Source organism: Paenibacillus sp. J31P13, assembly GCF_056269295.1.
The window spans coordinates 185,093-198,940 of sequence record NZ_JBWDNR010000006.1; the positions used below are offsets into that span (position 1 = coordinate 185,093).

Here is a 13,848-nt window from a genome sequence, read left to right on the forward strand (position 1 = left end):
GGTGAGTGACGATGAACGCTGTACAGTGGATAAATAATGGTTTGTTAGGTGAACCAGCGCTATTGCTGGGATGTATCGCTTTTATTGGACTGTTGTTGCAGAAGCAGCCCTTGCAAAAGCTGCTGAGCGGAACGATCAAGACGATGATTGGGTTTAAATTGATGCAGATTGGTGCGACGGAAACGGGTGCGTCCCTGTCTAATATGTCAGCTGTTATTCAAAACGGTTTTCAAATTATAGGCATCATCCCGCATAATGAAACGACAACTGCCATGACTCAAATTAATTATGGTCAAGAGATGGCTATTATTATGCTCATCGGTATGGTTGTCCATTTGGTCATTGCAAGATTTACTCGAGCAAAATATATCTTTTTGGCAGGCCATCATATGCTATTCATGTCTGCACTGCTTGCCGCCTTGCTGCTTGCCAGCTCACTAGAGCCATGGCAGACGATGCTGACTGGAGGCATTATACTGGCAATAAGCATGTCGCTTGCTCCAATGATTACACAGCCCTATGTACGGAAAATTATTGGCGGCGATCAATTTGCAATCGGTCATTTTAACAGTGTTGGTTATTTGTTAAGCGGTTTCATTGCATCCATGTTCAAGCCTGCCAAAGAACCAGAGAAACCAATAAAAAGAAATAAGCTAAGCGTCATATTTCAGGACCATATGGTTGTTATATTTGGTTTTACGTTTGTGCTATTTGCTATAGCAAGCCTATTTGCTCCGCCCGGAAGCATTGAGAATATGTTCGCGGGCCGCAATTTTATAATCGTATCCATTATTCAAGCCACCTGGTTTGCAGGAGGCTGTTACATTGTCTTAGCAGGCGTACGGATGATGCTCTCAGAGATTGTGCCAGCCTTCAAGGGGATTGCTGATCGTGTTGTGCCTGGAGCGATACCTGCATTAGACTGTCCCGTCCTGTTTAGCTACGCTCCCTTCGCGGCTGTTACAGGTTTCCTTTTAAGCTTTGCAGGCGGTCTTGGAGCAATGATTATGTTAATGCAGCTGCAGTATACGGTCATTATTCCCGGTGTTATTCCGAACTTCTTCTCTGGTGGAGCTGCAGGTGTTATCGCTTATAAAATAGGCGGGAAGAAGGGACTTATTGTCGCATCGCTCATTCATGGCTTTGTTCTGACACTATTGCCTGTATTTCTAGTACCTCTTCTCTCTAATCTCGGTTATTTACGGACAACCTTTGCAGATATTGATTTCTCCATTATCGGAATAATTGTTCATGGCATCTTAAAATGGTTTTTTAATTTATAGCACGCAGCGTTTAGCAAAAGTCTAAGAAAGCCTCGGAAGAGGCTTTCTTTTTTTTGTACTTTATTGCCGTTTCAAACGGCAAAACGTTAATATAGCTTAATTGTAAGCGGATTCACTATAATTAGGCTTGTTCCAATAAATAAGGGAGGTCAAAGGATATGAAAATGAAATGGGCAGGTAAAATGGCTACTGTTGTTCTAGCGGCAATGATGTTTGCTGGATGCGGGTCAAATGCAACGAATAATGCGGTTAATAAGCCGGCAGGCAACACGCCAACCGATGCATCCAAAGAGACGAAGGAGACAACAGCACCGAAGCTTGACGGCAAATTAACGGTGTACATTGGCTTCCAAGAGGATCATGCGGTAAAAGCGATCGAGCAGTTTTCGAAGGATACCGGCATTAAAGCAGAAATGATTCGTATGTCTGCAGGTGAAATTTTAGCTAAAGTACGCGCAGAAAAAGATAACCCGCAAGCAAGCGTTTGGTACGGCGGACCGGCAGATACTTTCGTACAAGCAGTAAGCGAAGATCTGCTTCAACCTTATGTGTCACCTGTTGCAGAAAAAATTGATGCGAAATATAAAGATGCGAATGGCTATTGGACAGGCGTTTATGTCGGAGCTGTTGGTTTTGCATCCAATAAAGAATTTCTTGAGAAAAAAGGAATAGAAGCTCCAAAGAGCTGGGCTGATCTGCTTGATCCAAAACTTAAAGGTGAAATCGTTATGGCATCTCCGGCATCGTCGGGAACAGCTTATACGGCGATTTACAGCATACTTAAAGTATTTGGCGATGAGAACAAAGGCTTTGACTACTTGAAACAGCTTCACCCTCAAGTACAGCAATACACAACAAGCGGCGCGGCTCCAGGCCGCATGGTTGGAATGGGCGAAGCAGGCGTAGGTATTCTTTTCGCACATGATATTATCAAATACCAAGAAGAAGGCTATGACAACTTGATTATGTCATTCCCAGAGGATGGCACGGGCTACGAGACAGGATCAATCGGTATTATTAAAAACTCCAAAAACCAAGACTTGGCCAAAGCATTTGTAGATTGGGCTTTGTCGCCTAAAGCGCAAGAAATCGGCAAAACGGTTGGCAGCTTCCAAAACATCACGAACTCAGATGCAGTTGGTCCAGAACAAGCGGTGGATATGAGCAAGATTAATCTAATTGATTACAACATTGAAGAAGCGGGTTCCGAGCGTCAACGCATCATCGATAAATGGAGTGCAGACGTTAGCAAATAAAACATGAAAAATCATCATCCTGAGAGGAGAGAGAGCTTGTATGAGCGCAATGTTTAAAAGATTCAAGCGCGAGCCGCTGCTGCCGTTACTAATCGTGTTAGTAGCGCTCTGCTTAATTGTTTTCATATTATTCCCCTTATTTCAAATATTGAAATCAAGCTTCATATCAAGTGATGGAAGTATCGGGATGGAAGGTTATGAGCGGGTGTTGTCAGGGGGGGGCCTCTTCCGCTCCTTGACCAATTCACTCGTACTCGGTCTATTGACAGCAACGATGTCCACAGCAATAGCGTATATGTTCGCTTATACTTTTGCTTATGTAAAGGTTCCATTTAAACGACTTTTCAACGCTATCGCGATCCTTCCGGTTATTTCGCCTCCATTCGTTATTGCGTTGTCCGCAATGCTTTTGCTAGGCAAACAAGGACTCATCACGAAACATCTTTTTGGACTGGAAAATGCAAATATTTATGGCTTGCATGGTCTGGTACTCGTACAAACGTTATCCTATTTCCCGATAGCCTTTCTTACGTTGTCCGGACTGCTACGTTCGATTAGCCCTTCGCTTGAAGAAGCGAGTCAAAATATGGGTGCAGGAAAATGGAAGACATTTGTTTCCGTCACGCTTCCACTCTCTACACCAGGTATTGCGAATGCATTTCTACTTGTTTTTGTTCAATCGCTCGCTGACTTTGGTAACCCAATGACCATTGGAGGCAACTACTCAACGGTTGCTCGTGAAATCTATTTGCAGGCAGTGGGAAGCTATAATATGCAGGCTGGTGCTGCATTAGCGATGCTGCTCTTAACCATTACGACTATCGTATATATTTTACAAAACTTCTGGGTTGGTAAAAAAAGCTATGTTACGGTAACAGGCAAGCCTACCGGTGTCCGTAAAATGATTGATTCAGGTCCGATCAAATACGTTCTGTTCACTATTTGCATGATAATCACTCTTGTTGTTATTGCTTTCTATGCACTAGTACCTATCGGTTCCTTCATCAAGCTATGGGGAATCAACAACAGCTTTACGTTGGATCATTACAAATATGTACTCTCCCTTGGCAAGAAAGCGATTAAAGATACCTTATTGCTTGCCGTAATTGCAACACCTATCGCTGGATTATTAGGTATGATATTGGCTTACTTAATTGTTCGTAAACGGTTTTTTGGCAAAAAAGCGTTGGAAGCAATCAGTATGCTGTCCATTGCTGTTCCAGGTACGGTAATCGGTATCGGCTATATTTTAGCTTTCAACAAAGCTCCACTGGCTTTAACAGGAACGGCCCTTATTATTATTGCCGCCTTTGTTGTAAGAGCAATGCCGGTGGGTATCCGTTCGGGTATTGCGGCGCTGCAGCAAATCGATCCAAGCATCGAGGAGGCAGCGACTAATCTAGGAGCGGGTCAGGTCAAAGTATTCTCTAGCATCGTGCTGCCGCTTATCAAATCTGCTTTTTTCAGCGGATTAGTAAACAGTTTTGTCAAAAGCATGACGGCTATGAGTGCGGTTGTATTCCTCATCTCTGCAAAGTACAACCTGATTACAGCATCTATATTAGCGCAGGTCGAGGCAGGGCGAATTGGAGCAGCAAGCGCGTATTGTACCATACTAATCATCATTATGATCATTGCTCTAGTCTTATTGAATGTAATAGTGAAATGGTTGAGCGGTCCGAAAAGGAGGAATCATTATGGCAAAGTCAGTTAGCTTGAAAAATGTATTCAAATCATACGAAGGTGATCAGGGCAAAACGAATTATGCTGTAAATGATGTTAATTTAGATATCCCAGCAGGTCAATTCGTAACGTTGCTCGGCCCGTCAGGCTGCGGTAAAACGACAACACTTCGCATGGTGGCTGGCTTTGAAGAGATTTCAGGCGGAGATATTTATTTTGGCGACGAGAAAGTAAATCTTATTCCGCCGAATAAACGGGACTGTACGATGGTATTCCAATCCTATGCGCTCTTCCCTCATATGAACATTTTTGATAACATTGCATACGGGCTTCGCGTGAAAAAAATGTCCAAGGACGCCATTAACTCGAAAGTCAATGATGTATTGGATATAATGAACCTACGGGAATACAAGCTGCGGATGCCGTCCCAATTATCAGGCGGACAACAACAGCGTGTAGCATTGGCTAGGGCACTAGTGATGGAGCCCGGCGTGCTATTATTCGATGAGCCTTTGTCCAATCTGGACGCCAAGCTTCGGCTTGTCATGCGTGATGAAATTCGCAGACTTCAACAAAGAATAGGCATTACAGCGATTTATGTAACCCATGACCAGAGTGAGGCCTTAAGCATGAGCGATTTAATCATCGTTATGAATAAGGGTAAAATCGAGCAGGTTGGAAGCCCGATGGACATTTATCAACGGCCAAAAACAAAATTTGTCGCTGATTTTATTGGAACAGCAAATTTTATCTCCGGCACGGTTAAAGGGGTAGAATCTGATCATATTATTGTTGAAACAAAAGCAGGGCAGCTGAAAATCAATCGGACCGGCTTTAAGCTGAACAGTGAGGTAACCGTTGTTATTCGCCCGGAAGCTGTATCTCTAACGAAAGGCACAACACATGTAGGAAGTGTAAGGAAGAGTGTCTTCATGGGACAAACCCAAGAGTACGAGGTTGAATATGATGGACAAATCATTCAAATAACCGAGCATAATCCTATTCAAGAGCATGTATTCCAAGAAGGGTCATTTGTATCGCTGAAATTTGCGGAGCAATCCTTACACGCCCTTTAAAGTCCTAAACATTCAATGAATGAGTAAAGCAAGCGGGAGGCATGCTATGAAACCAATTATTCGAGGCCTGTTTCTCCTTGCGATTAGCCTGCTACTATTGACCTCTTGCTCGAATGCAGATAAAGGCTCGCTCGTCATTTATGCGGGGTTGTATGAGGATCATGCCATAAAGGCTATTGAAACCTTTCAGAAACAAACAGGCATTAAAGTATCTTATGTACGACTCTCCGCAGGAGAAATCCTGGATCGTATTCGGGAGGAGAGAGGGAAGCCGACAGCAAGCGTCTGGTTTGGCGGGACAGCCGATACCTTTGTTCAAGCCAAATCAGAGGGGCTGCTTGAGCCCTATGAATCCTTGAACACAGGGATGATTGATACGCAATATAAGGATGCTGAGGGCTATTGGACAGGTATCTACGTCGGATCAATCGCCTTTATCTCCAATAAGACCTGGCTGCAGCAGACAGGATTAAATGCACCCCAGTCCTGGGAGGATCTTCTGAGACCGGAATATAGAGGAATGATTGCTATGGGTGCACCTCATTCTTCTGGGACCGGGTATACAACGCTGGCTACTCTCGTTCAATTATTTGGAGAGGAGAAGGCGTTTGATTATTTGAAGCATTTGAAGGATCAAGGTGTATCCTATACCACTTCGGGAAGTCTTTCTGGCAGAGCGGCAGGTAACGGCAATGTCGGAACGGCGATCGCCTTCTCGCATGATGCGATCAAGTTTTTTAAGGAAGGCTTTAAAAATATTGTGATCTCTTTCCCGAAAGAAGGAACGGGTTACGAGATAGGCGCTGTAGCTATTATCAAAAATGGTCCTAATCAAGAGGAAGCCAGAACTTTTGTAGACTGGGCTCTTACGAAGCAAGCACAAGAACTGGGCAAGCAGGTTGGAAACTATCAATTGCTTACGCATAAGGATGCCATTCCGCCAGAAGAGGCTTTTCGACTGGAATCGTTGAACGTTATTCCTTATGATGTGAATTGGGCAGGCAGCAATAGAGAACGTCTTATAAACAAGTGGCAGACTGAAGTGCTGGATGCTGAAAAATAGGGTTTATTGGTTAAAAAAGAAAGAGCGTTCCAGATATTCTGAACGCTCTTTCTTTTTTCTTATTTTATTAGATGCTTAGCAGTTCAGTGAATTTATCGCCGTTAAGGAAATTACCAACGTAGAAATCACCGAAGTCAGCATAACGAGCGCTAACCTCGTCGAAGCGCATTTCATAAATTAGTTTTTTGAATTGTAGAGCGTCATCTGCAAATAGTGTTACGCCCCACTCCCAGTTATCGAAGCCGACAGAGCCGGTAATGATTTGTTTAACTTTGCCAGCGTACTGGCGGCCGATCATGCCGTGGCTGCGCATCAAAGTCTTGCGCTCGTCCATTGCAAGCATATACCAGTTGTCATTGCCATCGCGGCGTTTGTTCATCGGATAGAAGCAGATGTGATTGGCTTTAGGCAAAGTAGGCTTCAGTCTAGCTATAATATCCGGATTTTGCATGGGATCAGCTCCAGGCTGAGCCATGTAATTGCTAAGCTCAACTACGCTGACATAGGAATGAACAGGGTAAGTAAAACTAGCAAAGGTTGTTTTATTGAATGCCGTCTCAATTGCGCTTAGCTCTTCCAACGTTTCACGCAAATGCATGAAAACAAAATCTGCTTTTTGGCCGACAACGGAATAAACCGCTGTGCTGCCTTCTTTATTTTCTTCTACTGAAGTCCATTGCTGCAGAAATGCATGCAGCTCGTCCAGCGCGCGAACGCGTTCACTCTCGTCAGCTAAGCGCCATGCTGTCCAGTCGATACTGCGGAAATCATGCAGGGCGTACCAGCCCTCTAATGTTTGTGCTGCTTCACTCATTGGATAAACGCTCCTTTCAAGCTCCCTTATGATGCTGAAACTATTGTATCGTAATGTAGCTAGAGGGAGCAAATGGCGGTCTTGTGACAAATCTCTACCACTAATTGACTTCCATAGCGCCATTAATTAAACTAATAAACGAGAGTCTGAAGGGGGAAGCCAAAATGTTACAATTAATTATAGCCACGGTGCTGTTTTTGGTCATGATGTTCGGCATCGGTTTTATACTGAATATGTTGCTCAAAACAACGTGGTTTCCGATATATGGTTTTATTTTGGTGTTGATTCCGCTTGGCATTTGGGCGCCATGGGATCCTAATGCTACGGCAACCATTGAAAATTTTGCACATTATACGATTGTGGATTACATACCCGTCATCGGAGCGCTCGCTGGAGCCTACGTGAGCGGTTGGGCTATTCAAGCGCTTCGCAAGGGCGGCTACAAAATGTTTTAATATAGAAAAATCCCTCATTCGGGGGATTTTTCTATTTTTCGACCCCTCACTCCGAGCTGTTTTTATGCTAAGATGATAGAATGAAAGTTTGAAATGGAGCTGGCATATGCGTATTAATAATATTTTGGAGTATACGGAACATCACCGGTTCTACATATTTCGTGATTTTTCGCTAAGCAGCTTAGACTATAGAATGATATCGCTTATCTATCAGCCGATGGTGGGCGCATTTGCAGTCGCATTCTATCAGCAGCTTTATCATGGAATTGCAGAAGGTTGTTCCGGTTACTCAACACTAGAGCCTCAGCGCAAGCTATTTCTTGGTTTAGGACTAGAGATGAATGAACGGGGACGCAAGCATTTAATAGAGCAGGCTTCCAAGCTGGAAGCTGTAGGTTTACTTCAGACATCGCGGTTAGGATTACCGGATAATGCTGATGTTATATATGAATATGAACTTGTACGACCTTTATCCCCTCCCGAGTTTTTCCGCAACATGCATTTAACGATGCTGCTGCGTGATAAGATTGGCAAGTATGCTGTCATATCGCTTCGTGAATCATTTGGTGCGAACGAGCCAGATGAGCTTGCGGATGCACAATTAACGAAAGAAAATATATCCGTTCCTTTTTATGAACTGTTTAAGCTCAGCATGCAATCGGTAGATAATGAGCTGGAGCAGGCTTTGACAGAAGTTGCATCTACCCGACAATCGGCAGCGCGTCCTGCGCTCGCCACTGCAGGTATCCCATATGGTGAAATTATTTTGCGTTTTCCACGAAACGCTGCCAATCGCCGTTTTGTTGAACGTCTGCGAGGCGATGAGGATCAGCTGGCTCAAGTCAATTATGTTGCTTATAAATATAATCTAACGGTTGCCGATGTGTGTCGTTTGCTCGATGAGGATGGTATATTCGGAGAAAACGGCGGACTTAATGTGGATGAGCTTCAGCTTCGTGCCAATCAATTTTATCGACAAGATAAGAAGCGGGAAGGCGATCGTCAGAGAACACTGGCTCGTACGCAAATCATTGCCGATGAGGAAACGGTGGAATCAGACGAGCTGACCGAGGAATATGAGGTTCAGGAGCAAGATTATTTGCAAGTGCCCAACCAGCTTCTTGGACGCTGTGATGTTCAGCAATATAATATGTTGATGCGCAATGAACCGCATACGCGATTTCTACAGCGCTTTTTCCCTGGCGCAATTCCCGATTGGATTGAACGGGTATTTGAACGAATTGATTTGAATTATAAGCTGGCAGCACCGGTTATTAACGTACTTATTCATTATGTTTTAGGAGCTAATGATGCGCAGCGTGTGACGAAAACCTTTTTGGATGCAGTTGCGTCGAACATGCTGGTCAAGCAAATTGATACCTTTGAGAAGGCAGTCAAATATGTACGCGAGCAAGCGCAGGTTGAGCTGGATAAAGAACGCCGCAAGGAAGCGGCGGCTGGCTTCGGCGCTTCAGGCAGCGGATCATATGGCGGAGCTAAAGGTGGAAATCGTGGCGGCGGCAACAGTCGCGGCACTTCCAGAAAGCCTTCCATACCAATCGTACAAGAGGGCCAGTCCGCTTCTGCAGTCTCGGCTGATGAGCTGGAGGAGCTGCGTAAGCTGGCTCGTAAATTAGACGGAAAATAAGAGTGGTGAGGTGAGCGGAGATAGATTCATTGGGCGATTTGCTAAAGGCGTGGCCGACTATAACGGAGCAAGCGGAGCAAAAACTGACGGAGATGCTCAAAGAGCCGCTTGTCGAAAAGCTGAGAGTTAAATATCCGGACCTAGATGAGCGGACTATCCGTCTCAATCTTAACCGCGTCTATCAATACGTAACCGAATATCGGAGCTGCAGCAATTGTCCTGGACTAGATAATTGTCCGAATGATTTTGAAGGGCATTACACGCTGCTAAGCTCCGATACAGTAAACGGTCAAACACAACTTTATGATCGTAAGGTTGCCTGCAAGAAATTTATCGCCAGACAGAGTGAAGATCAAATTCGCAGTCGCATTCGCAGCTTCTACATTGATGAGAAGGCATTGCAGCGCGGGTATTCATCCGATGAAATACTGACGAATGATTTGGAACGCGTGAAGGCTGTAGGACAAGTGCTGAGATATATTGATCGTACGAAAGAGCATGGCTTGCAAGAGGAAGGCCTTTATTTGGCTGGCCGCTTCGGTACCGGCAAAACCTTCCTCATGTGCTATCTCCTTCATGAGCTTGCGAAGGCTGGATATTCAGGTGTTATCGTCTACATGCCTGACTTTGTCGAGGACTTAAAGTCGCTTATGCATGAACCGGGCAAGCTGAAGGAAACGGTTGAGATGATGAAGGAAACTGACCTGCTTATCTTTGATGATATGGGTGCGGAAAATTTAAATCCATGGGTTCGTGATCATGTTCTTGGCGCGATTCTCAATTACCGTATGCAGCGCAAGCCGACATTCTATACATCGAACTATGAGCTCGATGCTTTGGAGAAGCATTTCAGCTTTACGAATAAAGATGGAGATGAGCTTCACAAAGGACAGCGGATCATGGATCGAATAAGACCGTATGTTGAGGTCGTCATGGTGACAGGTGATAATAAACGCGGTAAAAAATAAAGCAAGCCTTAAGCAGCAGAAACCCGTGAGGGAAGCAGCCGCTTAAGGCTTTTTTTTGTTGAGTTAAGGTAAGAAAAGCGTATTTAACCCTCTTTTCCGATCTTTTTATAAGGTTTTCTTATGGGTCTCATTATATTTGGAAATTAAGTATTGACAGCTAATGGTATCCACTGGTAAGATTCTTCCATAACCAACTAAACAGGTAGGAATAATGGTAACACTACCGGACGAACCGGAGTAAGCATCTATATGTCATGCAGAACAAGTACGCTTTCGTTATCGCAAAAAAAAGAAGTTCTGCGAACCTGTAAAATTAAAAGGGGTGTATGGAATGATGAGAAAATTAACTCATGTTCGTTCGGTCGTTATACTATTGGCTTTAGCGTTGGTCATTACAGCCTGCGGTCAGGGTAACAATAATGCTGGAAACAAAGCAACTAATAAACCTGCGAATGAAAGTAAAGCAACGAATGAAGCAACGAAAGAACCGGCAAAAGAAGAGCCTAAACCGCCGGTGGAGCTTCTGAATGTATCCTATGACCCTACTCGTGAGCTGTATGTAGCGTTTAATGAAGCCTTCTCTAAGCACTGGAAAGAGGAGACTGGTCAAGTGGTTACGATTAAACAATCACATGGCGGTTCTGGTAAACAAGGTCGTGCGGTTATCGACGGTCTTAAGGCTGATGTTGTAACATTAGCGCTTGGCTATGACATTGATGCACTCGTTGAGCCAGGCTTGCTTAAAGATAATTGGCAAACACAATTCGAGCATAATAGCTCCCCTTATACGTCAACAATCGTATTCCTCGTTCGCAAAGGCAATCCGAAAGGCATCAAAGACTGGAATGATCTAATCAAAGATAAAGTTGAAGTCATTACGCCTAACCCGAAAACATCTGGCGGAGCTCGTTGGAACTATTTAGCTGCTTGGGGCTATGCACTTAAGCAAAACGGCAATGATGAAGCAAAAGCACAAGAGTTTGTAACAGAATTATTCAAGCATGTACCCGTACTTGATTCTGGAGCTCGCGGCTCAACAACAACATTCGTAGAACGCGGAATCGGAGATGTGCTGCTAGCATGGGAAAATGAAGCCTTCTTATCCATCAATGAGCTGGGTCCAGACAAATTCGAAATCGTATATCCATCACTAAGTATTTTGGCAGAGCCTCCAGTAGCTGTCGTTGACAAAGTTGTTGATGATCGTGGAACGCGTGAAGTCGCTGAAGCTTATCTGAAATACTTGTATACAGAAGAAGGGCAAGAGATTGCCGCGAAAAACTACTATCGTCCTATCTCTGAAACAGTAGCGGCTAAATATAAGGATCAATTCAAAACACTTGAGCTGCTTTCCATTGACAAAGACTTTGGCGGCTGGAAGGAAGCACAAACGAAGCACTTCGCTGACGGTGGAATTTTCGACAAAATTTATACGCCAGGATCATAATATTCGAATGATTTTAAGAGACTGGAGCTGACTTCACATGAAAGGTTCCAAGCCCCGTAATGTACTCCCGGGTTTTGGCTTATCGCTTGGATTCACATTGTTTTACCTCAGCATTATCGTATTAATTCCGCTGGCTGCCGTTTTCTTTAAAACGGCAGAGCTCAGCTGGTCAGAGTTCTGGAGCACCGTAACCAATGCTCGAGTATTAGCTTCCTATCGCGTCAGCTTCACCACTGCGTTTCTTGCAGGACTCGTTAATGCCGTTTTCGGTTTGCTAGTGGCATGGGTGCTCGTTCGCTATCGTTTTCCTGGGAAGAAGCTAATCGACAGTCTGGTCGACTTGCCGTTCGCCCTTCCGACAGCAGTTGCCGGCATTGCTTTGACTGCTATTTATGCACCAAATGGTTGGATGGGCTCCATCTTAGCGCCTCTCGGCATTAAGGTGGCTTACTCCCCAATTGGGATTACCATCGCTCTTATCTTTATAGGTCTTCCATTTGTTGTTCGTACCGTTCAGCCGGTGCTGCAGGATTTAGAGAAAGAGACAGAGGAAGCGGCTGTGATGCTGGGCGCTTATCGTTTACGGACTTTTTGGAAGGTCATCCTGCCAGAGCTTATGCCTGCGCTGTTAACAGGGTTCGCGCTAGCATTCGCAAGAGGCATTGGAGAGTACGGCTCGGTCGTGTTCATCTCCGGCAATATGCCGATGAAGACTGAAATAACGCCGCTGCTTATTATGACAAAGCTGGAGCAATACGACTACGCTGGCGCTACTGCAATTGCACTTGTTATGCTTGTGGTTTCCTTCCTCATGCTGCTGATCATTAATTTACTGCAGTGGCGTATGAATCGCCGCACAGTATCAGATTAAGCCGCATGCCAAAAGGTTAGTTTTGTTCTACAAAACTTTAGGAGGGTATTCATATGGCTGGAGCAATTACCGTTCACACCTCCGATGAATCATCGATAAGACCCAAGCACATTACGGAATCGGGACTTGTAAAGTGGATACTCATTGGAATTGCAATGCTGTTTCTTGGTTTAATCGTTTTGCTGCCGCTTGTATCGGTATTTGTGGAAGCATTCAAGAAGGGCGCTAGCGTCTATTTCCACTCTATTACGGAGCCGGATGCCTTATCGGCATTGAAGCTTACTTTGATCGTAGCCGTGATTGCCGTTCCTATTAATACGGTCTTTGGAGTAGCGGCAGCATGGGCAATCAGTAAATTTCGTTTCCGAGGCAAAAATTTTCTAATTACGCTGATTGATTTGCCATTCGCCGTATCACCGGTTATTTCCGGATTGATTTATGTGCTGATGTTTGGAGCACAAGGCTTTCTCGGTCCATGGCTGGATGAGAGGGGAATCCAAATTATATTCGCAGTACCAGGTATTGTTCTCGCAACCGTCTTCGTTACCGTGCCTTTTGTCGCTCGTGAGCTTATCCCGTTGATGCAAGCGCAAGGCATACAGGAGGAAGAGGCTGCGGCAAGCTTGGGAGCCAAGGGCTGGCAAATTTTTTGGAAGGTGACGCTTCCTAATATTAAGTGGGGTCTCCTTTACGGCGTTATCTTATGTAACGCTCGTGCGATGGGGGAGTTCGGAGCCGTATCGGTCGTTTCCGGCCACATACGCGGTGAGACGAATACCCTTCCGCTTCATATTGAAATCTTATATAACGAATATCAATTTTCTGCATCATTCGCGGTTGCATCACTGCTAGTTATGCTTGCAGTCATAACATTGATCGTGAAAAACATTGTGGAATGGAAGTCAGCTCAGCATAAACCAGCAGTTCATATTGATTAATTTAGTTAAAATGGAGGGGTTTCGCATGGCAAAACCGGTAGAAGTGGATCAGCAGTGGTTGGAGAGAATCGCAGATCAAGTTAATGGCCTCCAATATGGAAATGTAACGATTACCGTTCATGATGGAAAAATCGTACAAATTGACCGAACAGAAAGAACGCGCTTCGATGGACCTGCTCAGAAGCGGGTTTCCTCTGAGTCGCAGCAGCAGCAGTCCAAGCCGCGTGAGAGCGGAGCTGCCGGCGATACGCTTCGTATCGTGTAACAACCCCTTCGTCCAATATAAGAAAAGCTCCGTATCCATGGCAATCGCCATAAATACGGAGCTTTTTTTCGCAATATAAGA

Annotated in this window: 13 protein-coding genes; 12 read left to right on the forward strand and 1 reads right to left on the reverse strand. The window is 44.6% G+C overall.

The window, feature by feature from the left end; genetic code table 11:
• The first annotated feature begins 11 nt into the window (after positions 1-11).
• The 5 genes from AC0YOD_RS20615 to AC0YOD_RS20635 all read left to right on the forward strand — a co-directional run bounded on the left by AC0YOD_RS20615 (position 12) and on the right by AC0YOD_RS20635 (position 6,361).
• Positions 12-1,283 (forward strand): PTS ascorbate transporter subunit IIC, encoded by a 1,272-nt coding sequence (locus AC0YOD_RS20615; RefSeq protein ID WP_475801299.1) that lies wholly within the window; start codon positions 12-14, stop codon positions 1,281-1,283.
• A gap of 158 nt (positions 1,284-1,441) precedes the next feature.
• Entirely contained in the window at positions 1,442-2,539 is a 1,098-nt protein-coding gene (locus AC0YOD_RS20620; protein ID WP_475801207.1) for an ABC transporter substrate-binding protein, read from the forward strand.
• 40 nt (positions 2,540-2,579) lie between these two features.
• Positions 2,580-4,253, forward strand: a complete 1,674-nt coding sequence (locus AC0YOD_RS20625; protein WP_475801208.1) for an ABC transporter permease — start codon at positions 2,580-2,582, stop codon at positions 4,251-4,253.
• A complete protein-coding gene (locus AC0YOD_RS20630; protein WP_475801209.1) occupies positions 4,237-5,298 on the forward strand; it encodes an ABC transporter ATP-binding protein in 1,062 nt (353 codons plus the stop codon). Before AC0YOD_RS20625 ends, AC0YOD_RS20630 begins: the two co-directional genes overlap by 17 nt.
• Positions 5,299-5,344: 46 nt before the next feature.
• Entirely contained in the window at positions 5,345-6,361 is a 1,017-nt protein-coding gene (locus tag AC0YOD_RS20635; protein ID WP_475801210.1) for an ABC transporter substrate-binding protein, read from the forward strand.
• Positions 6,362-6,428: 67 nt separating this feature from the next.
• Here the strand turns inward: AC0YOD_RS20635 and hemQ are convergent, their stop codons facing one another.
• Positions 6,429-7,175 (reverse strand): hydrogen peroxide-dependent heme synthase, encoded by a 747-nt coding sequence (gene hemQ, locus AC0YOD_RS20640; protein ID WP_475801211.1) that lies wholly within the window; start codon positions 7,173-7,175, stop codon positions 6,429-6,431.
• A gap of 164 nt (positions 7,176-7,339) precedes the next feature.
• On the opposite strand from hemQ, the gene AC0YOD_RS20645 reads away from it, so the two are divergent.
• The 7 genes from AC0YOD_RS20645 (at position 7,340) to AC0YOD_RS20675 (ending at position 13,767) form a co-directional block, all read left to right on the forward strand.
• The gene (locus AC0YOD_RS20645) at positions 7,340-7,630 is read left to right on the forward strand and encodes a YuiB family protein (protein WP_475801212.1); all 291 of its coding nucleotides are present in this window, start codon (positions 7,340-7,342) and stop codon (positions 7,628-7,630) included.
• A 106-nt stretch (positions 7,631-7,736) separates the two neighbouring features.
• Positions 7,737-9,278, forward strand: coding sequence for a replication initiation and membrane attachment family protein (locus AC0YOD_RS20650; RefSeq protein ID WP_475801213.1), 1,542 nt, complete (start codon positions 7,737-7,739; stop codon positions 9,276-9,278).
• A gap of 20 nt (positions 9,279-9,298) precedes the next feature.
• Positions 9,299-10,246 carry a primosomal protein DnaI gene (gene dnaI / locus AC0YOD_RS20655; RefSeq protein ID WP_475801300.1) on the forward strand — a complete coding sequence of 316 codons (948 nt, stop codon included), beginning with the start codon at positions 9,299-9,301 and terminating at the stop codon, positions 10,244-10,246.
• A 331-nt stretch (positions 10,247-10,577) separates the two neighbouring features.
• Positions 10,578-11,693 carry a sulfate ABC transporter substrate-binding protein gene (locus AC0YOD_RS20660; RefSeq protein WP_475801214.1) on the forward strand — a complete coding sequence of 372 codons (1,116 nt, stop codon included), beginning with the start codon at positions 10,578-10,580 and terminating at the stop codon, positions 11,691-11,693.
• Positions 11,694-11,730: 37 nt separating this feature from the next.
• On the forward strand, positions 11,731-12,564 hold the full coding sequence (gene cysT, locus AC0YOD_RS20665; protein ID WP_475801215.1) for a sulfate ABC transporter permease subunit CysT: 834 nt from the start codon (positions 11,731-11,733) through the stop codon (positions 12,562-12,564).
• Positions 12,565-12,617: 53 nt separating this feature from the next.
• The gene (gene cysW, locus AC0YOD_RS20670; protein WP_475801216.1) at positions 12,618-13,502 is read left to right on the forward strand and encodes a sulfate ABC transporter permease subunit CysW; all 885 of its coding nucleotides are present in this window, start codon (positions 12,618-12,620) and stop codon (positions 13,500-13,502) included.
• Between the two features lie 25 nt (positions 13,503-13,527).
• The gene (locus AC0YOD_RS20675) at positions 13,528-13,767 is read left to right on the forward strand and encodes a YezD family protein (RefSeq protein ID WP_475801217.1); all 240 of its coding nucleotides are present in this window, start codon (positions 13,528-13,530) and stop codon (positions 13,765-13,767) included.
• Positions 13,768-13,848: the final 81 nt, after the last annotated feature.